Below are 22,971 nucleotides of genomic sequence, written 5' to 3' on the forward strand. Positions count from 1 at the left end.
TGCCAATGGCGGGTCCGTGGTGAGAAGACCGCCGTGACTGGGAAGCGGGAGGTACGTGCCGTGGACTCGTTCCATTGTGGTGCGGCGCTCGGCTGCGGCGGGGCGAAGTGTCTTGGGCTTCGGCTCAGTCCAGGGTGGCGAGGTGGTCGGCTGCGCCCCCGCGCCACTCGATGAGGAAGAGGGTTGCGTCGTCGCTGGTTGTGCCGCCCCGTTCCTCCATCAAGGCGTGGGAGAGAGAGCGCACCACCGCCCGCACTCCCTTCTCGGCGCGCTCGATACTGTTGACCCAGTCGATGAGTTGCTCCACGCCGAACTGCTCCCCGCCGGCTTCGTGCTCCTCGATCAGGCCGTCGGTGAAGCACAGCACCCGGTCGCCGCGCTTCAGGGTCTGCTCGCTGATCCGGGGCTGCTCACCGCCGAAGCCGACTGGCAAGGTGGTCGCACTCTCCAGTTGCCGGACGACCTGGTGGTCGCGGATCAGCAGCGGTGCCGGGTGGCCCGCATTGACCCGTTGCAGGTGGCCGGTTGCAACGTTCAGGCGCATCATCTGCGCGGTGACGAAGTGGTCGGGTCCGAACTGGTCGGAGATGGCCCGGTCCATGAAGGCGTACATCTCGGACAGGCCGATGTCAGCGCGTCTGGCGTGACGGTAAGCGCCGATGGCGACGGTCGCCATGGTGGCGGCGTCCAGGCCGTGGCCCATCGCGTCGATGGTAGCCACGTGCAGGATGTCGTCGTTGAGGGCGTAGTCGAAGCTGTCTCCGGCGACGTTGTAGGCGGGTTCGAGGATTCCGGCCACCGCGACCTGCGGGGTGGACATGGCCACTGGCGGCAGCAGGGACCACTGGATTTCCGCGGCCACGCTCATCGGTTGGCGGCGCCGGGCGAGGAAGAACTGGTCGGTGTAGCTGTGTTTGGTGACCAGCATGTCGGCGACCAGGCCGGCGAGTCTGCGTAGCAGCCGCCGGTCATCGTCATCGGCGGTGTCCAGGGTGAGGGCCATCACTCCCACCTGGTCGCTGCCGTCCAGCAACGGCAGGTACATCCGGACGCCGTCGGCCTGCGGTACTTCCACAGGGGTCGCGTGCAGGAAAGCCGTGCCGGCGTGGGAGTCACCGATCGGCTCGGGCTCGCCGATGGTCAGCCGCCTACCCGACAGCGGCACCAGCACCCGCTGGCCGTAGTCCTGCAGGAGGATCGTGACATCGTGGCCACCGACTCTGGCCACCTCTTCCGCGATCAGCGGGGCGATGAGCTGCGGCGGCATCTCGTGCGCCCGGTCCAGCAGCACCCCGAGCAGCCGCTCGCCAAACCCTTCCGACCGGTCCACCATGGCCTTGTCAGGCCGCCGCCCACCGTCCGCCACAGCCGCTCCCATTCACCACAGCAGAGGCGGTTTCGCCTACGGGGCGACCCCTCCAAGGGGCCGCTCACCAGGCGGCATGGCCTTGGCCCTCGGGGGCTTGGTGCCGACCGGCTCTCCTTGCAGATCCGTTCGAAGACCCACTTACGCGATCTGTACACACGGGTTCCTGACCGACCGTGATCAACCCGCACAGAGTGACGCGGCCGGCCAGCCTAACGAGCCCATTACGCCAAAAGCGGCATGTCGCACCCGGTCGGGAAAGGTGGCTCTCAACTTCGATGCCCAAACAGTGGCTCCCGATCTCACTGTCCGAGTGGGTCTCATTCTCCGTGTCAATGGTCAAGTATCGTTGACCATTACCAGGTCGCCATCGACTTCGGGTTCGTCGCCGTCGACGCGATCGGCGACTTCCTCCCCCAGGAGGAGTCCGCCGCCCTGGTGCAGCGCATGGGCTTCTGCGACTGCGGGCGCCTCGCCCTTGACGACCACGACCTCACCCGCCCAGCCCTGACTCCCTCGCGGGAGCCTCAGCCCTTGACGTCCTTTCTCCAAGCCTGCGGAGTTTCTGCCCGAAGCATCCGCGTGTGGACACACGCCTGGCAACGCGCACACCACCCCCAGACCACCAACAGTCCGCACCTGATAGAGCCGAAGACCAGCAATCCCTCAGGATCGGACGTGCTCCGGCGCGTCGTTGACTCCCAGATATGTCACGGTGGCCCCCAACGGGTGACTGCCGGATTCCTTGCACTTCACGAAGGACTGCAAGGACGGCACCAAGGCCCCACAGAGCCCCGTCGAATGAGCGTGTGGGCCTCGGTGATGTCGCACCTCGTCCCTTCCCCCAGGCTGCCACCATAGGGAGGTCCGCCCGTTCACCCGTTCGGCAGCACGCCGCGCCTGCGGGCCGCCGCACCCCTAGCATGCTGACTGTGAGACCCATTCTCCCGAAGATCGAGGGCGGCCGGGTACAGGGCCTCCTGCAATTCATCGAGGACGCCATCCACCTCGTCGTCGCGACGCTCCTCGTACTGCTCGCGGGGCTCCTGACCGTCGGGGTCGTCCACGACATCATCAGGTCGATCCAAGGGCCCTACCACGAGGACACGGTCGTTCTCTCCGCCCTGGACAACGGCCTTGTGCTGTTCATCGTGGCCGAGCTGCTCCACACCGTCCGCCTCACCATCAGGAACCAGACCCTTGACGCGGAGCCGTTCCTCGTCGTCGGCCTGATTGCCGGCATCCGCAAGGTGCTCATCGTGACGGCCGAGGCGGAGAAGTCCTTCCGGTGGAACGTCGAGGGGATCGAACTGCTGATCCTGGCGGGGCTGATCCTCGTGATGGCGACAGCGGCGTACGTGTGGCGGCGCTCGACGCGGCCGGGAGACTACTTCCCGCTCCAGGAGGCGGGGCGCTCCCCGTCGCCGACGCCGTCATCCACCCCGGTGCGCGGGTCCTGATCCGTCACCTTCCGCCTCGACGGCCGCCCGCACCCGCTGCTCCTCGCGAGCAGAGCCGACGTCCCGTTCCAGGGGTGTGCGGCTCACGGCCGTCGCCAGGTGCTCCAAGGCTTGCTTCTGAAGCTCCGCCCCGCGCCGCACCACCGGGCTCCGGTCCCCGGCGGCGGCGACCTCCCACGCGTGCAGCGCCCCCTCCGCGCGCCCCCAGTCCGGATTCCTGTGCTCGCGCACATCGGCTGGCGGCTGCGCGGTGTCCGGAACCTGTGCCTGGTGCGTCCTCCACGTCGCACCCGTCCAGCGCGGTGGGCGTGCAGGTCCCCGGAGACTCTCCGAAGCTGGATCAGGCGGTTACCTCTCACCGAAATGGAGACCTCATGAGCATTGCCGTTGTGCCACGGCCCGGCATGGGTGGGTGTACCCGCCAAATGAGCGAGTGAGTTTCACGTGACGCTCGGGCTTGCGCCCAAGAAACCTCACCCGAAGGTCCCACGGCGGCACGGCGAGGGCGGAAAATCCCACCTGACCGTGATCCAGGGGCTGGCCGCCCTATCACTGGATGCCCTCAGCTCGGTCGCGTACGGCCCGGAGGCCATCGTCGTCGTGCTGGTGGCCGCCGGTTCGGGCGCGCTCACGGCGATGCTGCCGATCACCCTGGTCATCGCCGGGCTGCTGGCCGTCCTGGTCGTCTCCTACCGCCAGGTGATCGCCGTGCACCCGGACGGCGGTGGAGCCTACGCGGTGGCGAAGAAAGATTTGGGCAGGCCGGTCAGTCTGATCGCCGCGGCCAGCCTCATCATCGACTACGTCCTCACCGTCGCCGTCAGTCTCGCCGCCGGCGCCGCGAGCCTCGCATCGGCGTTTCCCGTCCTTTCCGATCACCTTCTGGCCGTATGCCTGATCGCGCTGTTCGTCCTCACCGTCGTCAATCTGCGCGGCATCGCGGACAGCGCGCGGGTGCTGATGCTGCCCACGGTGCTGTTCATCGTCAGCGTGATCGGTGTCATCGTCGTGGGACTGTTTCGGGCCCATCCCGCAGCCACGGTCGGAACGTCCCAGTCCTTCCCCGCCGTCGAGGCGCTGGGCGTGCTCCTGGTACTCAAGGCGTTCTCCGCGGGATGCTCGGCGCTGACCGGGGTGGAGGCCATCGCCAACGCCGTTCCGATGTTCCGCCAACCACGCGTCAAGCGGGCGCAACACACCGAGCTGATGCTGGGGTTGCTGCTGGGCGCCATGCTCATCGGGCTGTCGTTGCTGATCCGCCGCCATCACGTGTCGCCACGCGGCGGTGTGACGCTGCTGGCCCAGCTGACCGCCGGCGCCTTCGGGACCGGATGGGCCTACTACGCCATCAGCCTCATCGTCACTCTCGTACTGGGCATCGCCGCGAACACCAGCTTCGGCGGCCTTCCGGTCCTGATGAGCGTCCTCGCCAAGGACGACCGTCTCCCTCATCTGTTCGCCCTCCGCTCGGAGCGGCCCGTCCACCGCTGGGGCGTCGTGGCCCTGGCGGTGCTGGCCGGCGTCATGCTGGTCGTCGTCAGCGCCGACACCCAGCGCCTGATCCCGCTCTTTGCCATCGGCGTCTTCGTCGGCTTCACCATCAGCCAGATCGGCCTCGTCCGGCACTGGAGCATGCAACGCCCCGACGGCTGGTTGCCCCGGGCCTTGATCAACGGCGTCGGGGCTGTGCTGACCGCCGTCGCCGGAATCGTCCTGCTCGCCACCAAGTTCCTCGCCGGTGCCTGGATCGTCGTCCTCACCGTGCCGCTGCTGATGCTGCTGTTCTCCCGGATCGAGCGCTATTACACGCGCGTTCGCGACCAACTCGAATTGGACGGCACCCCGCCACGCCCCACACGAACCCACAGTCTGGTCATCGTCCCCCTGGGCAGGGTCGACATGGTCGCCGCCGCCGCCCTCAACGCCGCGTCCTCACTGGGCGATGAGGTCGTCGTGGTCGCCGTCTTCGACGACCGGACGAAAGCAGACGCCATGCGCGCCGACTGGGCGCGATGGAACCCCGGCCCACGGCTCGACATCATCGACAGCCCTCAGCACTCCCTGGTGCATCCGGTCATCGGCTACGTCGAGCAGGTCGCCCGCAACGGCAGGCAGGTCGCCGTACTCATCCCCCAAGTGGAACCCCTGCACGGCCGCTACCGGATTCTCCAGAACCAACGGGGCATTCTCATGGCCGGTCTGCTGAGTGCCCGCACCGACGTAGTCGTATGCCTGCTCAAACTCCAGTTGGAACTGTGACCCCGTCACTCACGTAACGGCGCCCCCAGTGGCCCACCATCACGTTCTTTCACCACGGAGGCCATCCTCGTTCTGCTCGCTGCGGGCAGCGGACCACAGGTGGGCTTTGGGTACATCTCGCCGCTCTCGCCGCGCCGCGGACCGCACCGTACGCCCTGGCAGATCACGGCGGGCACCTGGGGGGAGATCCGGCCGTAGCTACACCGCGCCGGTGGCCGAGGCCACGGACCGATAAGCCCGCCGTGACCGGTGCACGGCACTCACACGTCCCTGCGCCGCGCTCCTGCTCCGCCACCCGAGCGACCGGGCCGCCCGCCGCTCGCACCCGAGCGCCGTGTCGGCGTCCTGATGCCGGGCCGTCACTGCGCCGGCCGGCCCGATCGCAGACAGCGTCCTTGCGTGACGCTGCCTTCACCCTCGCAAGCGCTCCGGCCTCGCACCTCCGCCTGCGGGGTGAAAGCCCTCCCCACCGTTCGCCCTCCGAGCGCAGGTGGGCTGCGGCGCGGGCAAGCGGGGGCCTTGGGTACGTCTGCTGTCCGCCGCCCTCCGGCGCGGCTCTCCTTGTCGGCCCAACGGGAATACACTGGACACCGGCCGTCACCTCCGTACGACGCGGTCCCCAGGCAGGTCCCACGCGGACCCCGGACCGCAAGCAAGCGCCGATCAGAGCGCGAGGTGAGGGCATGGCTGCCGACCCGCTTGCCGCGCTTGCGTACCACCGTGGGGCCCGCAAGCGTCTTGCCGCCCGCCGGTACGGGAGCGCCGGGCCCGGCCGGTCAGCGTGGCGGAGGCGTGACACCGGGCCCCGTACCGGCTCTTTTCGCACGGTGCTCGCGCAGCGCACGCAGCAGCCGCAGCGGGAACAGCCCGACGAGCGGTGCCCGACGGCCCAGGTCCTCCTGGTCCTCGTGGTCGAAGGCCCGTGCATAACGCCGGGCATCCTCGGCTGCCGGATATCGTTTGGCGCCCCCCGCCCCGCATCCGCGCGCACAGTGCCAGCGCATCGTGTCGCCCTCGCTGAGGAAGCGGAAGCGATGTCCGAGAATGCGGCAGCGCAACATCGAGATCCACCCTATGCGGAGTCAGGCGTTCCGGCCCGCCCGCCCGCTCCTCCACTGAACTGCTGATGGCGAGTACGGGGAGGAACACCATGACCACCAGCACCGAACTGGCTACTGTCACCACCCGCGTCCCGGCCCGGCTCGACCGGCTGCCGTGGTCCCGCTTTCACTGGCGGATCGTGATCGGCCTCGGGACCGTCTGGATTCTCGACGGACTCGAAGTGACGATCGTCGGCGCAGTGGCGGCCCGTATGACCGAGCCGGGCAGCGGCATCTCCCTCACCAGCGCCGACATCGGCACGGCCGCCGCGATCTATGTGGCGGGAGCCTGCTTCGGAGCGCTCCTGTTCGGCCGTCTCACGGACCGCTTCGGCCGTAAGAAGCTGTTCATGGTGACGCTGGGGATCTACATCCTCGCCACCGTCGCCACCGCGTTCTCCCAGGACGCCTGGTACCTCTTCCTCGCCCGGTTCATCACCGGCATGGGCATCGGCGGCGAGTACGCCGCGATCAACTCGGCCATCGACGAGCTGATTCCGGCGCGCAACCGGGGTCAGGTGGACCTGTCCATCAACGGCAGCTACTGGGTCGGAGCGGCGCTCGGGGGCCTGGTCTCATTGGTCCTGCTCGACACACATCTGCTCGCGCCGAACCTCGGCTGGCGGCTGGCGTTCGGCCTCGGCGGCGTGCTCGGGCTGGGCATCATGCTGGTGCGCCGTCACGTCCCGGAGAGCCCGCGATGGCTGTTCATCCACGGACGGGAGGGGGAGGCCGAGCGCATCGTCGACCGGATCGAGGCCGAAGTACGGGCGGAGACGGGCCAGGAGCTGCCGGAACCGGGCGAGGCCATCACCATCCGGCAGCGCGATGTCATCCCCTTCACGGAGATCGCCCGGGTTGCCGTGCAGCGGTATCCACGCCGCGCGATCCTCGGACTGGCGCTGTTCGTCGGACAGGCGTTCCTGTACAACGCGATTGTCTTCGACCTGGGCACCGTACTGAGCGGGTTCTTCGGTGTGGGGTCGAGCTCTGTCCCGTACTTCCTGGCCATCTTCGCGGTCGCCAACTTCCTCGGACCGCTCTTCCTGGGCCGGCTGTTCGACACCATCGGCCGGAAGCCGATGATCGCGGCCACCTACTTCGGCTCGGCGGCTGTCGCCGTTGCCCTCGCCGTCCTGCTGATCACCGGCTCGCTGACGGCATGGTCGTTCTTCGCGCTGATCTCGGTGACCTTCTTCGTGGCCTCCGCGGGAGCGAGTTCGGCCTACCTGACGGTCAGTGAGGTCTTCCCCATGGAGACCCGCGCACTGTCCATCTCCCTGTTCTTCGCGGTCGGTACGGCTGTCGGCGGTATCACCGGGCCGCTGCTGTTCGGCAACTTCATTCACAGCGGTCACACCGGGCTGGTGGCCCTGGGCTTCCTCATCGGAGCCGCGGCCATGGCCGTCGGCGGGCTGGCCGAGGTGTTCTTCGGTGTCCGGGCCGAGCAGCAGTCCCTGGAGAACATCGCCAGACCGCTCACCGCCGGGGAGGCCGAGACGGACTGGCGCAACGAGCCCTCTCCGGAGGCCGTGCGCGAACGCGCCCGTCCCGAGGGCGTCCGGCAGGCGGCCCGCGAGCGGGAGCGGCGGATCGCCGACCGCACGGCCCGCCGCCGGGAACGCGAGCGCACCGGGCTACGCCGGTACCGTCCGGGAACGGGCAGTTCGCTCTACTCACCGGGCATGGCCGGCACGGCCGGCACAGCGAGCCGGACCTCGGCCATGGCCGAGCGGTCCCTCGACCACGAGATCGAGCAGGTCTCCCGCGCCCTCGCAGAGCACGGCCCGACCCGGCGCGACGCACTCGAGCGGACCGTCGACGGACGGTCGTGGGGCCCCGGCCGCTTCCGCAAGGCCCTGCGCGAGGCCGTCCGGGAGTCGCGCGCGAAGACCCTGCCCGATGACCTCTACGGTCCTGCGGGCCGGTCCGCCGGTCACGGAGAAGAACCCGGAAAGCCCCCGAGGACACGAGATGACGGAGGTGACGGAGGTGACGGGTGATGACCTCACCCGCCCGACGGCAGCGTACGAGTGGAAGGGTGGAGCGGCGGGCCTACCTGACGCGGACTCCGCTGCCGGAGTTCGACGAACTCATCCACCAGATGGGCGGGCTGATCAGATGGGCGGGCTGATCGAGTCCACCGTGGGAGGCGTGCCCAGCACGGCCCTGCCGACGTGGACCAGCAGCTGGTGCAGACCGTCCTACAGGTCCTCAAGGGCCATATCAGCGACGGGGAGTGGGCGGACCTCAAGGCCCGTATGCGCACGTCGCTGTCTGCCGTGCTGCGGTAGCCACACCTGCGCGGCCGCCGCTCGCCAAGCCGGGCGGGGGCGGGTGGCTCCGGCCCCTGGAGGGGTGACCTGCGCAATCCGGGCAGGGCCGGCTAGAGGAGCAGGTCGAAGATGGCGGTCGCGCCCTCCCAGTGCTTGGTCTGGGGGTTTTTGACGTCGGGGTACATGATCTTGAAGGTTTCGGCGAGTGCCAGGCTCAGCCCGCCGATGATCTCCGGGTACCGGGCCTCGGTCTCCTCGCTGGGTGCCCGGTCGAGCAGGGGGTGCGCGGCCAGCTGCTCGATGATCGGCTTGAGCTCGATCTCCTCGTCCAGCCGCCGGAACCGGTGAATGCTCTCCTGAAGCCCCTTGGTGATCGGTAGATCCCACGGTTCGACGATGTCCCGGTCGTTCGCCTTGGCCGCGGCCTGGGCGACGAGCAGGAGGTCGTAGAGCTTGCCGTCGACGAAGTCGCTGTACCGCTTCAGATCGTTCTTGTCCACGTCGAGACTTGCGGCGGCACGGAAGAACCTTTCGAACCTGGACACGCCAATCACGGTCATGTCTTTCGCCTCCTCGCCCTCGGTGACTGCCCCACACCGGCGACTGTCCGCGCACCGGCGGGCAATGCCCAGTTCCAGGATTCCAGACACCTCCGGGGCACGCCTGCGCATGCCAGGCCGAAGCCGTGGCGTTTATTTCACCTGACAGGCCAAGCGATCGGAAAGTTCCCGGAATTGGCCGTGAGAGCCGCCCGTCGGCGGCGTAAAATGGGCGCAAGTAAGAGGACGCGAAGCGTTACCTCACTGTATGAGCCATGGATGCTTCGGACCGGCGGATCATCCGCCGCGAATACAGGGGCACATAGTCAGGCAACCGAGCGTTATCCCCTCCCCCGGTGAGCGTCATTCCCGGAGGCTTTCCCGCAGACCCGTGGCACGGCAACGCGTGGGAGGTGTGAACCTCGTGGTGGTGAAGTTGAACGCACGAGCTTTTGAACACGCGAAGAAGCTGGTCAAGGAACGGCGAGTGGTACTCGACGACCGGGACGAGTGGAGCGAACACCGCCCCTCGGCCGAGGAGGAGAACCGCTACCTGGAGCAGCACGGCTTCGCCGAATACCGGAGGTGGTACCTCGGCGAAGACGACGAACAGAACGAAGAGAACAAAGGCCGGTACAAGTTCCCCTATGGCGACTTCGAGAAAGTGCACCGCTGCGGAGTCCTCTCCGCGGAGTCACGCGCCGGGCAGTACAAACACACCGACATAGAGGTTGCCGTGGCTCATGTGCACGGAATGCTGGAAGAACTTTCCTGAGCCGGACTCACGCCCCGCCTGCCGTCCCCGCACCCGCCGTGTGCTGATGCACCCGCCCCGCGGTCTCACGGGCACGGGCGGCAGTTCGGAAGCAGCCAACCGCTCCCCGTCCCACCGTGCCTCGCCGAACCGGAAGCCGAGCATCGGTGTCCCACGATGCGCTCGACGCGCTCACCAGCCAGCGGGCCCGCGCCACCATCGCCCCCACCTTCTCAACACCCGCGAGCCGTTAACCCTCAACGACCTGAGTACTACGACCTGGGCAAGCGCGCTATTGCAATGACGACTTCTTCGCCAAGTGTCCGCAACGGCCGGCCTGCGCACGCTGCCCGTTCTACGTCCAAGCACTCCACCCGCGGCCAGCTGCTAGCCGTCAAGGACCGCATCGACCAGATGCTCCAGCAATTCGACCTCACCGACGACGAACGCGAAGCCTCGAAGGAGACCGCGTAGCGGTCACCGCGCTCGCCGAACGCCTCACGGACACCCCACACCTGCCGGACCGACCCCGCGAGAACTCGGAACGACGGACGGCTTCATCCCCCTGACCCGCCTCATGAAGACGATCACACGACCGAATGGGGAAGATCCCGAGCAGCTGCTCTCACTCGCCCAGGCGAACACTCAGCCGGCCGCCCGGCTCCCGGAACCCGAGCGCAGCCGCCACACGTCGGGATGCCGCGGGGCCGGCGCCCGTGACAGCGGCACCTGGATCGGCCCCGTCCGGTGGCCGGCGTTCCGGCCGGACTCCTCGGTTCGCTCCCGGCACCAGGTGGTACCTCACGTGGGCGGCTGCACGGTGCGGCTGACGGCGGATGGCCCCGGCCTCGACCTAAGCTCGGCGCCGTGACATGGCTGCGGGCGCTGGGGCTGATCGTGCGCTCCGGGCTGACGATTGAGAGGACCCGGCTCGAGCCGCTGGTCGCACTGCGCGCCGCGGCCGGAGTGGCGACCGTGATCGGGCTCGCGCTGTGGCTCGTCTCCCCGGCCTATGCCACGTCCGCCGCGTTCGGAGCCTTCTCGGCCGGCACCGCCACGTTCCAGCGGAGCTGGCGCCCACGCAAGGTGCTTGCGCTGGCCGCCGGCGCGGGCCTGGCGCTCAGCACCTTCCTGGGGTATCTGGCGGGGGCGCACCCCGTGCCGTTCCTCCTGCTGCTCGCCGTGTGGTCCTTCGGCGCCGGAATGGCCTGGGCCGCGGGCTCGACGGCCGGGATCGTCGCAGCCGCCACGATCGGCATCATGCTGGTGACCATCACCCTGCCGACCACCGTGGTGCAGGCGCTGGAGCACTCCGCGGTGATCGCCTTCGGCGGTGTGGTGCAAGCGACGCTGATCCTGCTGTTCCCGATCCGCCGCTGGGGAGCGCACCGGGACGCGCTCGCCGACGCCCTCGCCGCCGTGGCCGACTACGCCCGGCGACTGCGGCACGACCCGGTGGCCCCCTTCGCCCCGGAACCGATGATGACGGCCCGCGACGCCGCTGCGGTCACGCCGTGGCAGGCGCGCCGGCGGCCCGCCGCCTTGCACGGCCCCCGCGGCCTGGCCGAGCGCATCCGCCCGGTCCTCGCCTCCCTCGCCGACCCCCGGGTCGGCGCTCCGGCGGAGGGGCCGGAACGCGACCGGACGCGGGAACTCCTGAAGGCGGCCGGCGAGGTGCTGGACGCCGCTGCCCACTCGATCCGCCGCGGTACCCCGGTCCGGGTGCCCTCCGAAGCCATGGAGGCCCTCCGGGGCGGGGAGGAGGAGGTGCTGCGGGGGCCGGCGCGGCTGGCGGCGGGGCGGCTGTTCGATCTGCTGCGCGAGGTCGTGGAGACCGCGAACAGCGGCGACACTCACGCGGCGAACGCCCCGGCACTGGTACGTCCGACCATGTTCCAGATGGTGCCGGTCGTGCTGCGCGCGATGCGCCGCGAGCTCACCTGGGACTCGACTGTTCTCCGGCACGCCGTACGTCTCGCCGGAGTGGCTTGCCTCGGCTACCTGCTCGGCAATGCGCTTCCGCTGGGCCACGGCTACTGGGTGCCGATCACCTCCGTCATGGTGCTGCGGCCCGACTTCCACCAGACCTACTCCCGTGCTGTGGCCCGGTTCTCCGGCACTCTCGTCGGCGTCGGACTGGCCACCGGAGTGGTGCAGCTGGCTCACCCGGACGCATATCTGTCCGGCGGGCTGGCCGTGCTCTCGGCCGGGTTGATGTACCTGCTGATGCGCACCGGGTACGCGGTCTCGCAGTCCTTCGCCGCAGCGTATGTCGTCTTTCTGCTCGGGATGGGGGGCGAGGAGTGGCACCAGACGGTGCGGGACCGAGTGCTGCTGACCCTGCTCGGCGGTGCGCTCGCGATGCTGGCCTATGTGGCCTTTCCGGCCTGGGAGACCCCACGGCTGCTGGACCGTCTCGCGGACTGGCTCGCCGCGAACGGGCGGTACGCGGCGGCGGTGGTCGGCAGCTACGCGGATCCCGGCGGCGGGCATCGCGCGGAAGTGCGGCAGGCACTGCTTGCCGCCCGTAAGAAGGAGGCCGCGTGGGACGAGGCTTTCGAGCGGTCCGAGCAAGAGCCGGTGAAGCATCGTGGACTGACCCACAGTGCGGCCCAGGACGCGTACGAGGCACTCAAGTCGATGGGGCGGGCGGCGATGCTTCTGGAGGCCCATCTGCCGGGACGAGGGGTGCGGCCCGTCCCGGAAGCCGCGGTGTTTGCGGCGGCCCTGCGGGCGGACACCGCGCGTGCGGCGCGGGACGTACGCGAGCGGCGGACCCCGCGATGGGAGCGGGTAGCGGCGGCGCTCGACGCCTGGGAGGGCGCGGACGGCGGTGATGATCCGGTGGTGCGGCGTGGCGCGGAACTTTTGCTGGGGGCCCTGGAAAAGCTGACGGCCGCGCTGGGCACGACACCGCTGGAACGGGATGTCGAGTCGGTCCGGGAGGCGCGGGAGGACCGACAGGAGCGACCGGCACCGGAGGAAGAGGCGGCAGATGCGGAAGAGGAACAGGAACTCCGGCGGGGGCGCGGTGACGGCTCGGCTCCGCCACCCAAGGACGTCGGATAGGCAGCGCCGCGTTCCGTGCGGCAAGCCGGGGTTCCGTGCCGGAACCGGACGGCGGGATGTGCGCACGGCCGGAGCCCTGAGCGGTGAGCGGTGTCAGGTCTCCCCGGAGGCCGGTGGCCCGGTCTCCTCATCGGGATCGAGGACGTACGGATTTTCCATGATCATGCCGTTCAGCCAGACCTTCGGATGGGCCTTGATCAGTGGGACGATCAGGTCACTGTGGAACAGCTCCAGGTCGTACATGCACATCCCCACCTGGGGATGCGACCGCAGCCACCGGGTCGCGTGCATCTCGTACCGGACCAGGTCCTGGACGAAGGCGGGCTGCACCAAGGGCTGGGCCCAGCTCATATCGGCGGCGAGCCGGGCGCAGGTGTCGTTGTCCGACGGGAACATCTCGTCCGACCATGCGGAGAGCCGGGCCAGTGTGCGGTCCCCGTCGAAGGTCCCGTCCCGCAGATACTCATTCGGGCCCCTGACCTGGAGGTTGTTGCCGCCCCGGCCCACCGCCGGGGCCTGAGACGCCAAGACGTCGCGAAAAGTACAGCCGTCGCCCTCGGTGCCCAAGAGGAGGCAGATGTGCCCTGCACTCAGGCCCTCCGCCAAGAAGGGGGTCATGAGCCGGTCCCGCTCGGCACGCCCCCGATACAGGGCACAGATGTGGTCGCCGGCAGTCAGTGGTACTCCGCCCAGGTGAGCGACAGCGGCCACGGGAGTGTCCGCTGTCCGCCGGTGCATCGCTCGCCTCCTGGTCAGGGTCAGCCGCCCAGGACTTTCCAGACCCGGGTGGCGACGTGCAGGTTCAGCCGGCTGTCGACGTCCCCGAGGTCGCTGCCGCTGACCTCGCGGATGCGCTGGAGCCGGTAGCGCAGGGTGCTGCGGTGGATGGCAAGGGCGGCTGCCGTGCCGTCGTAGTTGCCACCGCACTCGAAGTACTGGGAGAGGGTCCGGACCAGGTCCGAGTGGTGTGCGGCGTCGTAGTCCAGGAGCGGGCCGAGCCACTCACGGACGAACTGCTCGACGTCCCGGTAGCTGCCTCCCGGCCCGAGGATGCGGTAGAGGCCCAGCTCGTCGAAGGTCGTGGTGCCGTGAGGGGACTGCGAGCGCTGGCGGACCTCCAGCGCGCGCAGCGCTTCCTGGAACGAGCGCGGGATCTCGCTCGGGGTGTCGCACCGGCCGCCCACGCCGATCGAACCGGTGGGCGAGCCCAGTTCGCCTGCCACTGCCTCGTACAGGGCCGTCGCCCGCGGACGCCCTTGCAGCACGAGGACAGCCATCCCGGACCGTCTGGCCAGCAGTGACCGCATCCGCAGGCCGGCCGCCGACCTGCCGACTGCGTGCACGAAGGTGTCGTCGGTTGGACGGCCCACCCATTGCACCGCGGCAAGATAATGCGGCCCGTGCAGGTCATGGCCGACAGCGGCCGCCCGGGCATAGGCGCTCTCGTCGTCGGTGCCGGTGATCAGGTCGTCCACGAGTTCGCGCCGTAGCCGCAGTTCCACCTCGGCGAGGTTGCGCAGATGGGCCAGTTCCAGGGCCAGCACGGTGCAGGCGTGGTCGAGGGCGAACTGCGCTTGTTCGCCGGTGCTTGCCTCGGGGTCGATCAGGGCCACGGTGCCGAGGACCTCGCCACGGTGCCAGGCCAGCGCGATGACCCGTTCTCCCACCCGCACCGGCCGCAGCCGGCGGGCCGCATCCTGCAGAAGCTCTTCGTGCGGGGTCGCCTCGGGTTTGGGGTAGGGGTCGGGGCGGCCCGGGCCCGCCCAGGCCCGCAGATTGCCGAAGCGGTCCTCGATGGCGACCGGGTAGCCGGTGAGCCGGTGGAGGGCCCCGGCGATGCCCTGTACGCCGTCGTCGTTCGCGGAGGCGTCGCTGAGCATCTCGTGGACGGAACGCTGATGCTCCAGTTCGGAGACGGACGTGGTGAGCTGGGCGTTCGTGGCCGCGCGATCCTCACTGAGCTGCCGCAACTGCTGTTCACGGTCGCGTTCCGTGCGCCGGGTCATGGCTTGCGTCAGGGCCGCTGCGGTCTGCTGAGCCAGAACCCGCAGCAGGAAGTACTCGTCATCGGTGGGCCGGGACGGTGCGCTGACCACCAGGTGGCCGATGCCGTCCGCCGTGCTGTGCAGCGCGAGGCTCCAGCCCCATTCCCGGTCCGGCACCGTGACCGGCCCGTCCTGACCGCCCAGTCTCCGGACCTGGGCATCGAGGTGGGGGGTGGCGTGGGGCCAGTCGGCGGGCGTGCGGGTCAGGCCGTTGTCGAGCGTGAGGTAGGCGACCTCGGCACGACACGGACCGAGGGTGCCAACGGCGGTGACGGCCCGTGTCAGGACGTCGCTCTCGTCCGGCGCGTCATTCATGATCATCGAGAGCACGAAGAGGCTGTACAGGTTCGCCAGGTGCTCGCGGCCCCAGCTGTTCCGGGGGGACCGGCCCGCCGTGCCCGAGGTCGTGGTCATGGTGGGATCACGGGCCTTTCTAAGGGACTCGCCCGGCATCCACACTACCCAATGACACAGATCTTGCCCGATATGTCGGCTTCGATCAGCTCACCCTGGCAGACCGAGATTGCCTAGGGATTTCGGCCTCGCAGGCGCAGGCCGCGGGCCGCCTGCGATGGCGAGACTGAAGCGGTCAGCCATGAACCAGTAGCAGTGGTGTGTCGCCGGGAGGAGGGGACATGAGCCAGCAGGATCGTCGGACCATCGCGTCCTACCCCACCTACGCGGAGGCGGAGCGCGCAGTCGATTACCTATCTGACCAGGAGTTCCCTGTTGAACGAACCGCCATCATCGGCCACGACCTGCAACTCGTCGAACAAGTTGTCGGTCGTGTCGGCTTTGGGAGCGCGGCGCTGAGCGGGGCCGCGTCCGGAGCTCTTCCCGGCGCTCTGATCGGCTGGCTTTTCGGCCTGCTCAATTGGCTCAACCCGGTGCTGTCGTCGCTGTTGCTGGCCCTCTACGGGCTGATCTTCGGCGCAGTGATCGGCGCGCTGCTCGGACTGCTCCTGTACAGCATGCAGCGCGGGCGCCGCGACTTCGCTTCCGTGACAGCGATGCAGCCGAGCCGGTACGAGGTCGTGGCGGACGCCGAGGTGGCCGATCAGGCCGCCAAGCTGCTCAACCGGCTCGGGAGCGCGGCGGCCGGCACCACCGCCACCGAGAAGTGAGAACCCTCGGCACAGGGCGCGCGCACCCTCCGTGGCTTTCGATGAAGGAGTATCCCCATGGCTAAGGCAGTCGGAATCGACCTCGGCACCACCAACTCGGTGATCGCCGCGTGGGAGGGCGGTGAGGCAACGGTTCTCCCGAACTCCGAGGGCAGCCGCACGACCCCGTCGGTCGTCGCGTTCACCGACACGGGCGAGCGTCTCGTGGGACAGTTGGCCCGCCGCCAGGCGATCCTCAACCCCAAGGGAACCATCTACTCGGCAAAGCGCTTCATCGGCCGCCGCTACGACGAGATCTCGGACGAGGCGAAGGCCGTCGGCTTCGACGTGGTCGCCGATGAGCACGGCAACGCGCGCTTCGAGGTACGCGGCAAGCTGTACGCGCCCGAGGAGATCAGCGCACTGGTCCTGCGCAAGCTCGCCGACGACGCCGCGAAGCAGCTGGGCGAGAAGGTGACGGAAGCCGTCATCACCGTCCCGGCCTACTTCAACGACGCCCAGCGCACCGCGACAAAGGACGCGGGGCGCATCGCGGGACTGGAGGTCCTGCGCATCATCAACGAGCCCACGGCGGCGGCGCTGGCCTACGGGCTGGACAAGAAGGGGCACGAGACCGTGCTCGTCTTCGACCTGGGCGGCGGCACCTTCGACGTCAGCCTGCTCGACGTCGGCGACGGGGTGGTCGAGGTCCGGTCCACCGCGGGCGACAGCCACCTGGGCGGCGACGACTTCGACCGACGGCTCGTGGACCACCTGGCGGACAACTTCCAACGCGACAACAGCATCGACCTGCGGAACGACCCCCAGGCCCTGCAACGGCTCTTCGAGGCCGCGGAGAAGGCCAAGACCGAACTCAGCTCGGTCACCCAGACGCAGGTCAGCCTGCCGTTCATCACCGCGGACGCGGCCGGCCCGAAGCATCTGACCGAGACGGTCATGCGGTCCACGTTCGACCAGATCACCTCCGACCTCGTCGAGCGGACCATGGAACCGGTCAAGCAGGCGATGGCCGACGCCAAGATCAGCGAGAGCGATATCGACGAGGTCATCCTCGTGGGCGGCTCCACCCGTATCCCCGCCGTCCAGAACCTGGTCCGCCGGCTGACCGGCGGCAAGGACCCGAACATGAGCGTCAACCCCGACGAGGTCGTAGCCATGGGCGCCGCGATCCAGGCCGGAGTGCTCAAGGGCGACGTCAAGGACGTGCTGCTGCTCGACGTCATCCCGCTGTCGCTGGGTGTGGAGACCCGCGGCGGTGTGATGACCAAGATCATCGAGCGGAACACCACCATCCCGGTGCGGCGCACGGAGACCTTCTCCACCGCCGAGGACAACCAGGGAGCGGTCGACATCGTCGTCCTGCAAGGAGAGCGCGAGCTCGCGAAGGACAACCGCGTCCTGGGCCGCTTCCAGCTCAAGGACATCCGCCCCGCGCCCCGTGGCGAGCCGCAGGTCGAGGTCACCTTCGACGTCGACGCCAACGGCATCCTGAACGTCACCGCGCGGGACAAGGACACCGGCGCCGAGCAGGGCATCACCATCAGCGAGGGCTCCAACCTCGACCAGAGCGAGGTCGAGCGGATGGTCCAGGAGGCCGAAGCGCACCGCGGCGAGGACCAGGCGCTGCGCGAGGCGGTGGACGCCCGCAACGAACTGGACGCCGTTGCCTACCAGGTCGAACGCCGGCTGAACGAGCTGGGCGACGCCGCACCCGCGCACGAGAAGGCACGGGCCGAGATGCTCGTCACCGACGCCAGGGAAGCCGTCAAGGGAGAAGCGCCGCTCGACAAGGTCAGGTCGCTGACCTCCGAACTCCAGCAGATGCACGCCTCGTTGGCCTCCCAGCAGGCAGGCGCGGGACCGTCCGCGGAGGAGCGGGCCACGGCGGGTGCCGGGGCACAGGGTGCTTCGGGCGGCTCCGCCGGATCCGACGACGACGTGGTCGACGCCGAATTCGACAAGAGCTGAGGTGCGGCGATGTCCACCGAACAGGAGCCGACGACGTCCCAGGACGAGCTGAGCCAGGCCCTGCCCACGGAGCAGCCGGAGGTGGACGACCACGCCGCGGCCCTCGACGAGCTCCAGGACCGCTGGCGCCGGGCCCTCGCGGACCTCGACAACCTCCGCAAGCGCCACGCAAAGGAACTGGACGCCGTACGGAACGAGGAACGCGCCCGCACCGCGGCGGCCTGGCTGCCGGTGGTCGACAATCTGGACCTGGCGCTCACCCATGCCGGATCCGATCCGTCCGCCGTGGTGGAAGGCGTCAAGGCCGTACGCGACCAGGCCGTCGACGTGCTCCGCCGGCTCGGGTATCCCCGCTACGAGGAGACCGGAGTGCCCTTCGACCCGGCCCGGCACGAGGGCGTCGGCACCGTCGACGCCCCCGATGCCGAGCCGAACACCGTCGTGCAGGTGGTGCGTCCCGGCTACGGCGAGGGGAGCCGGCAGCTGCGCCCCGCGGCCGTCCTGGTCAGCAAGCGGCAGGAGTGACGCCCCATGGCACGGGACTACTACGACGTGCTCGGGGTGCAGCGCAACGCGAGCGCCGACGAAATACAGCAGGCCTTCCGCAAGCTGGCCCGCAAACACCACCCCGACATCAACAAGGACCCGCAGGCCGAGGAGCGCTTCAAGGAGCTCAACGAGGCGTACAGCGTGCTGTCCGACCCCAAGACGCGCAAGCGCTACGACCGCTTCGGCGAGGACTTCCGGCAGATCCCGGAGGACTGGGAAGAACGGGTGGGCGCGGGCGTGGGGGCCGGGGCGGGAGCCCGGGGCCGCAGCCGCGGCCGCGGCCGGTCCACCGGCGACGGCGGCGGCCGGGTCCGGTTCACCGACTACGGCGAGGGATTCGACGGCTCCGGCATCAACTTCGAGGACCTGTTCGGCGGGATGTACGGCCGCGGCGGAGGCGGCGGACGCTGGGGCCCGGTTCCCGGGGCCGACCAGGAGGCCGAGATCCAGCTCGGTGTCCAGGAGGCCTACCACGGCGGCCATCGCAGCATCACCCTCGCCGGACCCGGCGGACAGCGGACCTACGACGTCAACATCCCGCGTGGCGTGGTCGACGGACAGCGCATCCGGCTGGCCGGGGAAGGCGGCAGGGGCAGCGACGACGGTCCCCCGGGAGATCTGTACCTCCGTGTACGGATCAAGCCCGATACGCGATTCCGCCTGGAGGGCCGGGACGTCCACGTCGCGCTTCCCGTCACGCCCTGGGAGGCGGCGCTCGGCGCGACGGTACCGGTACCCACGCCCGGCGGCACCGCCAAAGTCACCGTTCCCAAGGGCTCGTCCAGCGGCCGCCGGCTGCGGCTGCGCGGTGAGGGCATGCCCAACCCCCGTGGCGCCAACGGAGATCTCTACGCGGAGGTCCGGATCATGGTGCCGCCCGAACTCGGCGACCGGGAGCGTGAGCTCTTCGAGGAGCTGGCTGCCGTGTCCACCTTCGACCCGAGGAAGCCAGGATGACCCATGACCCGCGGCGCGCTGCCGCCGGGCCCCAGGCCGGGCATCGCCGGTCGGCGGCGCCGGACAAGCAGCGGCCCCTGAACGTCGTTGTCCGCAACTACGCCATCGTGCCCGTCGACAGACTCAGCCTGGACGTCGTGGCCCGGCGCTCCGGGCTCCACCCCGATCTCGTCCGGCGGTTCGTCACCCTCGGCCTGGTCGACGCCACCCGCGACGACAGCGGCCGGCTGTGGTTCGGCCCGGGCGCGCCCGCAACTCTCGCCCGCATCCAACGGCTACGGGCCGGACTCCCCCTCAACTACGCCTCCCTCGGTCTGGTGCTCGACCTGCTCGACCGGATCAGCGAGCTGGAGGCCGCATTGAGGCGCAGCAACGCCGGCTCCAGGAGTGATGAATCGTGGATATGAACCGGCTCACCCAGAAGTCCCAAGAAGCCCTTCAGGAAGCGCAGACGATCGCCGGCCGGATGGACCAGACCGAGGTCGACGGTGAGCATCTGCTGCTCGCCCTCCTCGACCAGCCGGACGGGCTGGTGCCGCGGCTCTTCGACCAGGCGGGCGCCGACACCGAGGCGTTGCGCGCCTCGCTCATGAGCGAGCTGTCCCGCAGACCGAAGGTGACCGGACCCGGCGCCACACCCGGCCAGGTGTATGTCACCCAGCGGCTGGCCAAGCTGCTGGACACCGCCGAGCAGGAAGCCAAGCGCCTCAAGGACGAATATGTGTCCGTGGAGCACCTCGTCCTGGCACTGGTCGACGAGGAATCCACGACCGCGGCGGGCCGCCTGCTCAAGGAACACGGCATCACCAAGGACTCCTTCCTCTCCGCGCTGACCCGTATCCGCGGCAACCAGCGGGTCACCTCGGCGACGCCCGAGGGCGCGTACGAGGCGCTGGAGAAGTACGGCCAAGACCTGGTCGCCGAGGCGCGAAGCGGCAAGAAGGACCCGGTGATCGGCCGGGACGCGGAGATCCGCCGGGTCATGCAGATCCTCAGCCGCAAGACCAAGAACAACCCCGTGTTGATCGGCGATCCGGGCGTCGGCAAGACGGCCATCGTGGAAGGCCTGGCACAGCGGATCGTCCGCGGTGACGTGCCCGAGGGGCTGCGCGAGAAGACCATCTTCTCCCTCGACATGAGCTCGCTGGTGGCGGGCGCGAAGTACCGCGGTGAGTTCGAGGAACGACTGCAGGCCGTGCTGAGCGAGGTGAAGGCCGCCGAGGGGCGCATCCTTCTCTTCGTCGACGAACTCCACACGGTCGTCGGAGCCGGCGGCGGCGCCGAGGGCGCGATGGACGCCGGCAACATGCTCAAGCCGATGCTCGCCCGCGGTGAGCTGCACATGATCGGCGCCACCACGCTGGAGGAGTACCGCAAGCACATCGAGTCGGACGCCGCCCTCGAACGGCGCTTCCAGCAGGTCCTGGTGGACGAGCCGAGCGTGGAGGACACCGTCTCCATCCTCCGCGGTCTGCGCGAACGTCTTGAGGTCTTCCACGGCGTGAAGATCCAGGACACCGCGCTGGTCGCCGCGGCCACCCTCAGCCACCGCTATATCTCCGACCGGTTCCTGCCGGACAAGGCCATCGACCTCGTCGACGAGGCCTGCGCCCGGCTGCGCACCGAGATCGACTCCATGCCGGCCGAACTCGACGAGATCACCCGCCGGGTGACCCGCCTGGAGATCGAGGAAGCGGCCCTGGACAAGGAGACCGACCCCGCCAGCCGAAAGCGGCTGGAAGAGCTCCGGCGCGAACTGTCCGACCTGCGCGCCGAGGCCGACGCCATGCACGCCCAGTGGGAGGCCGAACGCCAGGCCATCCGGCGGGTGCAGGAACTGCGGCAGGAACTGGAACAGGCCCGCCAGGAAGCCGAGGAGGCCGAGCGGAACTACGACCTCAACCGCGCCGCCGAACTGCGCTACGGCAAGCTCACCGAACTGGAGCGCAGACTGGCCGCCGAGGAGGAGGCGCTCGCCGCCAAGCAGGGCGAGACCCGGCTCCTGCGCGAGGTCGTCACCGAGGACGAGATCTCCGAGATCGTCGCCGCGTGGACCGGCATCCCGGTGACCAGGTTGCAGGAAGGCGAACGGGAGAAGCTGCTGCGGCTCGACGAGATCCTCACCGAGCGGGTGATCGGCCAGGACGAGGCCGTCAAGCTGGTCACCGACGCCATCATCCGCGCCCGCTCCGGCATCCGGGACCCGCGCCGGCCCATCGGCTCGTTCATCTTCCTCGGCCCCACCGGCGTCGGAAAGACCGAGCTCGCCAAGGCGCTCGCCGCGGCACTGTTCGACACCGAGGAGAGCATCGTCCGTCTCGACATGAGCGAGTACCAGGAACGCCACACCGTCAGCAGGCTGGTCGGAGCGCCGCCCGGATACGTCGGCTACGAGGAGGGCGGCCAGCTCACCGAGGCGGTACGCCGCAAGCCCTACTCCGTGGTCCTGTTCGACGAGGTGGAGAAGGCGCATGCCGATGTCTTCAACACCTTGCTCCAGGTGCTCGACGACGGCCGGATCACCGACGCCCAGGGCCGCACCGTCGACTTCCGCAACACCGTCGTCATCATGACCTCCAACATCGGATCCGCCCATCTGCTCGACGGGGTGACCGCCGACGGCGAGATCAAACCCGAGGCGCGGGCGCTGGTGATGGGCGAACTGCAAAGCCACTTCCGCCCCGAGTTCCTCAACCGTGTCGATGACGTCGTGCTGTTCAAGCCCCTGGGCATGGACCAGATCAAGCGCATCGTCGAGCTACAGTTCAACGACCTGCGCCGACGCCTGGCCGAACGCCAGATCACCGTCGAACTCACCGATCAGGCCCGCGAGCTCATCGCCCAGCAGGGCTTCGACCCCGTCTACGGGGCACGGCCGCTGCGCCGCTTCATCTCGCACGAGGTCGAAACACTCGTCGGGCGGGCCCTGATCCGCGGCGATGTGGACGACGGCTCGACGATCAAGGTCGACGCCCAGAACGGTGAACTGGTCGTGACGTACGACAGACCGGCCCAGGCCGACCACGGAATGGCTGCGTGAGCACGGTGGCAACGAGCCGGAGCAAGACGGTCGTCTGTGAGTCGTGCGGCCGCAAGAACCGGGTGCCGGCAGCGGGGGACGGTCGCCCCAAGTGCGGAAACTGCGGTACCCCGTTGCCCTGGATCGTCGATGCCGGCGATGACGACTTCGCGGAGATCGCCGAAAAGGCGGCGTCCCTCGTCCTCGTCGACCTGTGGGCCACCTGGTGCGGTCCCTGCCGCATGGTCAGCCCCGCACTGGAACAGGTCGCCCGCGAGCTCGCCGGAAAGATCAAGCTCGTCAAGGTCGATGTCGACCAGGCCCCCAGGCTGTCCCAGCGATTCCAGGTGCAGGCCGTGCCGACCCTGCTGCTGCTCGACAAGGGAGAGGTGATCGCGCGTCAGGCCGGCGCCGCCCCCGCCAACGTGCTGCGCCAATGGGTCGAGGAGACCATCGCGGGTCGCCGCTGAGCCCGTCCGCCAAGGA

General features: G+C 69.2%; 20 protein-coding genes and 2 pseudogenes. 15 read left to right on the plus strand and 7 right to left on the minus strand.

Annotation, left to right across the window (positions count from 1 at the left end; translation table 11 throughout):
* Nucleotides 1-124 precede the first annotated feature (124 nt).
* Together M8I34_RS26990 and M8I34_RS26995 are read right to left on the minus strand one after the other, a co-directional pair.
* Nucleotides 125-1,378 (minus strand): PP2C family protein-serine/threonine phosphatase, encoded by a 1,254-nt coding sequence (locus M8I34_RS26990; RefSeq protein WP_250053461.1) that lies wholly within the window; start codon nt 1,376-1,378, stop codon nt 125-127.
* Between the two features lie 327 nt (nt 1,379-1,705).
* Nucleotides 1,706-1,855: a hypothetical protein gene (locus tag M8I34_RS26995; RefSeq protein WP_250053463.1), complete on the minus strand. Its 150-nt coding sequence runs from the start codon at nt 1,853-1,855 to the stop codon at nt 1,706-1,708.
* Between the two features lie 434 nt (nt 1,856-2,289).
* Here M8I34_RS26995 and M8I34_RS27000 point away from each other — a divergent pair, with 434 nt between their 5' ends.
* On the plus strand, nt 2,290-2,826 hold the full coding sequence (locus M8I34_RS27000; protein WP_250053465.1) for a phosphate-starvation-inducible PsiE family protein: 537 nt from the start codon (nt 2,290-2,292) through the stop codon (nt 2,824-2,826).
* On the opposite strand, the pseudogene M8I34_RS27005 reads toward M8I34_RS27000, so the two are convergent.
* A pseudogene (locus tag M8I34_RS27005) lies at nt 2,800-3,087 on the minus strand (FUSC family protein); the annotation flags it as partial. The gene M8I34_RS27000 and the pseudogene M8I34_RS27005 overlap by 27 nt on opposite strands.
* Before the next feature lie 183 nt (nt 3,088-3,270).
* Here M8I34_RS27005 and M8I34_RS27010 point away from each other — a divergent pair.
* Nucleotides 3,271-5,085 (plus strand): APC family permease, encoded by a 1,815-nt coding sequence (locus M8I34_RS27010; protein WP_250053467.1) that lies wholly within the window; start codon nt 3,271-3,273, stop codon nt 5,083-5,085.
* A 126-nt stretch (nt 5,086-5,211) separates the two neighbouring features.
* A pseudogene (locus tag M8I34_RS27015) lies at nt 5,212-5,317 on the plus strand (DUF5925 domain-containing protein); the annotation flags it as partial.
* Between the two features lie 544 nt (nt 5,318-5,861).
* Here M8I34_RS27015 and M8I34_RS27020 read toward each other — a convergent pair.
* Nucleotides 5,862-6,146, minus strand: a complete 285-nt coding sequence (locus M8I34_RS27020) for a hypothetical protein (protein ID WP_250053469.1) — start codon at nt 6,144-6,146, stop codon at nt 5,862-5,864.
* 89 nt (nt 6,147-6,235) lie between these two features.
* Here M8I34_RS27020 and M8I34_RS27025 point away from each other — a divergent pair, with 89 nt between their 5' ends.
* Nucleotides 6,236-8,188, plus strand: coding sequence for an MFS transporter (locus M8I34_RS27025; RefSeq protein ID WP_250053471.1), 1,953 nt, complete (start codon nt 6,236-6,238; stop codon nt 8,186-8,188).
* Nucleotides 8,188-8,319 (plus strand): hypothetical protein, encoded by a 132-nt coding sequence (locus M8I34_RS41440; RefSeq protein WP_284050853.1) that lies wholly within the window; start codon nt 8,188-8,190, stop codon nt 8,317-8,319. The genes M8I34_RS27025 and M8I34_RS41440 overlap by 1 nt, the downstream gene beginning before the upstream one ends.
* A gap of 252 nt (nt 8,320-8,571) precedes the next feature.
* Here M8I34_RS41440 and M8I34_RS27030 read toward each other — a convergent pair whose 3' ends face one another.
* Entirely contained in the window at nt 8,572-9,021 is a 450-nt protein-coding gene (locus M8I34_RS27030; RefSeq protein WP_284050854.1) for a DUF1931 family protein, read from the minus strand.
* 394 nt (nt 9,022-9,415) lie between these two features.
* Between M8I34_RS27030 and M8I34_RS27035 the strand changes: the two genes are divergently transcribed.
* The 3 genes from M8I34_RS27035 (at nt 9,416) to M8I34_RS27045 (ending at nt 12,823) form a co-directional block, all read left to right on the plus strand.
* Nucleotides 9,416-9,775 carry a hypothetical protein gene (locus tag M8I34_RS27035; protein ID WP_250053475.1) on the plus strand — a complete coding sequence of 120 codons (360 nt, stop codon included), beginning with the start codon at nt 9,416-9,418 and terminating at the stop codon, nt 9,773-9,775.
* A gap of 279 nt (nt 9,776-10,054) precedes the next feature.
* Nucleotides 10,055-10,228, plus strand: coding sequence for a hypothetical protein (locus tag M8I34_RS27040; protein ID WP_250053477.1), 174 nt, complete (start codon nt 10,055-10,057; stop codon nt 10,226-10,228).
* A 393-nt stretch (nt 10,229-10,621) separates the two neighbouring features.
* On the plus strand, nt 10,622-12,823 hold the full coding sequence (locus M8I34_RS27045) for an FUSC family protein (protein ID WP_250053486.1): 2,202 nt from the start codon (nt 10,622-10,624) through the stop codon (nt 12,821-12,823).
* A gap of 93 nt (nt 12,824-12,916) precedes the next feature.
* On the opposite strand, the gene M8I34_RS27050 is transcribed toward M8I34_RS27045, so the two are convergent.
* Both M8I34_RS27050 and M8I34_RS27055 read right to left on the minus strand, forming a co-directional pair.
* Nucleotides 12,917-13,561, minus strand: coding sequence for an MEDS domain-containing protein (locus tag M8I34_RS27050; protein ID WP_284050855.1), 645 nt, complete (start codon nt 13,559-13,561; stop codon nt 12,917-12,919).
* 20 nt (nt 13,562-13,581) lie between these two features.
* Entirely contained in the window at nt 13,582-15,282 is a 1,701-nt protein-coding gene (locus M8I34_RS27055; protein WP_250053490.1) for a CdaR family transcriptional regulator, read from the minus strand.
* Nucleotides 15,283-15,503: 221 nt separating this feature from the next.
* On the opposite strand from M8I34_RS27055, the gene M8I34_RS27060 reads away from it, so the two are divergent.
* The 7 genes from M8I34_RS27060 to trxA are packed head-to-tail and all read left to right on the plus strand — an operon-like array spanning nt 15,504 to nt 22,955.
* On the plus strand, nt 15,504-15,992 hold the full coding sequence (locus M8I34_RS27060; protein ID WP_250053492.1) for a general stress protein: 489 nt from the start codon (nt 15,504-15,506) through the stop codon (nt 15,990-15,992).
* A 57-nt stretch (nt 15,993-16,049) separates the two neighbouring features.
* Nucleotides 16,050-17,960, plus strand: a complete 1,911-nt coding sequence (dnaK, locus tag M8I34_RS27065; protein WP_250053495.1) for a molecular chaperone DnaK — start codon at nt 16,050-16,052, stop codon at nt 17,958-17,960.
* A 9-nt stretch (nt 17,961-17,969) separates the two neighbouring features.
* Nucleotides 17,970-18,485 carry a nucleotide exchange factor GrpE gene (locus M8I34_RS27070; RefSeq protein WP_250053497.1) on the plus strand — a complete coding sequence of 172 codons (516 nt, stop codon included), beginning with the start codon at nt 17,970-17,972 and terminating at the stop codon, nt 18,483-18,485.
* 6 nt (nt 18,486-18,491) lie between these two features.
* Nucleotides 18,492-19,466 (plus strand): DnaJ C-terminal domain-containing protein, encoded by a 975-nt coding sequence (locus M8I34_RS27075; RefSeq protein ID WP_250053499.1) that lies wholly within the window; start codon nt 18,492-18,494, stop codon nt 19,464-19,466.
* On the plus strand, nt 19,463-19,873 hold the full coding sequence (locus M8I34_RS27080; RefSeq protein ID WP_250053501.1) for a chaperone modulator CbpM: 411 nt from the start codon (nt 19,463-19,465) through the stop codon (nt 19,871-19,873). Before M8I34_RS27075 ends, M8I34_RS27080 begins: the two co-directional genes overlap by 4 nt.
* Entirely contained in the window at nt 19,864-22,506 is a 2,643-nt protein-coding gene (gene clpB, locus M8I34_RS27085) for an ATP-dependent chaperone ClpB (protein ID WP_250053503.1), read from the plus strand. The genes M8I34_RS27080 and clpB overlap by 10 nt, the downstream gene beginning before the upstream one ends.
* A 5-nt stretch (nt 22,507-22,511) precedes the next feature.
* The gene (gene trxA, locus M8I34_RS27090; protein ID WP_250053619.1) at nt 22,512-22,955 is read left to right on the plus strand and encodes a thioredoxin; all 444 of its coding nucleotides are present in this window, start codon (nt 22,512-22,514) and stop codon (nt 22,953-22,955) included.
* Nucleotides 22,956-22,971 lie beyond the last annotated feature (16 nt).

It is taken from the genome of Streptomyces sp. MCA2, assembly GCF_023544705.1.
GTDB lineage: Bacteria > Actinomycetota > Actinomycetes > Streptomycetales > Streptomycetaceae > Streptomyces > Streptomyces decoyicus.

Coding starts and splice junctions, on each gene's coding strand:
- M8I34_RS26990 (WP_250053461.1), bottom strand. CDS start 1,378: ATGGGAGCGGCTGTGGCGGACGGTGGGCGGCGGCCTGACAAGGCCATG.
- M8I34_RS27000 (WP_250053465.1), top strand. CDS start 2,290: ATGCTGACTGTGAGACCCATTCTCCCGAAGATCGAGGGCGGCCGGGTA.
- M8I34_RS27020 (WP_250053469.1), bottom strand. CDS start 6,146: ATGTTGCGCTGCCGCATTCTCGGACATCGCTTCCGCTTCCTCAGCGAG.
- M8I34_RS27025 (WP_250053471.1), top strand. CDS start 6,236: ATGACCACCAGCACCGAACTGGCTACTGTCACCACCCGCGTCCCGGCC.
- M8I34_RS41440 (WP_284050853.1), top strand. CDS start 8,188: ATGACCTCACCCGCCCGACGGCAGCGTACGAGTGGAAGGGTGGAGCGG.
- M8I34_RS27030 (WP_284050854.1), bottom strand. CDS start 9,021: ATGACCGTGATTGGCGTGTCCAGGTTCGAAAGGTTCTTCCGTGCCGCC.
- M8I34_RS27040 (WP_250053477.1), top strand. CDS start 10,055: ATGACGACTTCTTCGCCAAGTGTCCGCAACGGCCGGCCTGCGCACGCT.
- M8I34_RS27050 (WP_284050855.1), bottom strand. CDS start 13,561: ATGCACCGGCGGACAGCGGACACTCCCGTGGCCGCTGTCGCTCACCTG.
- M8I34_RS27055 (WP_250053490.1), bottom strand. CDS start 15,282: ATGACCACGACCTCGGGCACGGCGGGCCGGTCCCCCCGGAACAGCTGG.
- M8I34_RS27060 (WP_250053492.1), top strand. CDS start 15,504: ATGAGCCAGCAGGATCGTCGGACCATCGCGTCCTACCCCACCTACGCG.
- dnaK (WP_250053495.1), top strand. CDS start 16,050: ATGGCTAAGGCAGTCGGAATCGACCTCGGCACCACCAACTCGGTGATC.
- M8I34_RS27070 (WP_250053497.1), top strand. CDS start 17,970: ATGTCCACCGAACAGGAGCCGACGACGTCCCAGGACGAGCTGAGCCAG.
- M8I34_RS27075 (WP_250053499.1), top strand. CDS start 18,492: ATGGCACGGGACTACTACGACGTGCTCGGGGTGCAGCGCAACGCGAGC.
- M8I34_RS27080 (WP_250053501.1), top strand. CDS start 19,463: ATGACCCATGACCCGCGGCGCGCTGCCGCCGGGCCCCAGGCCGGGCAT.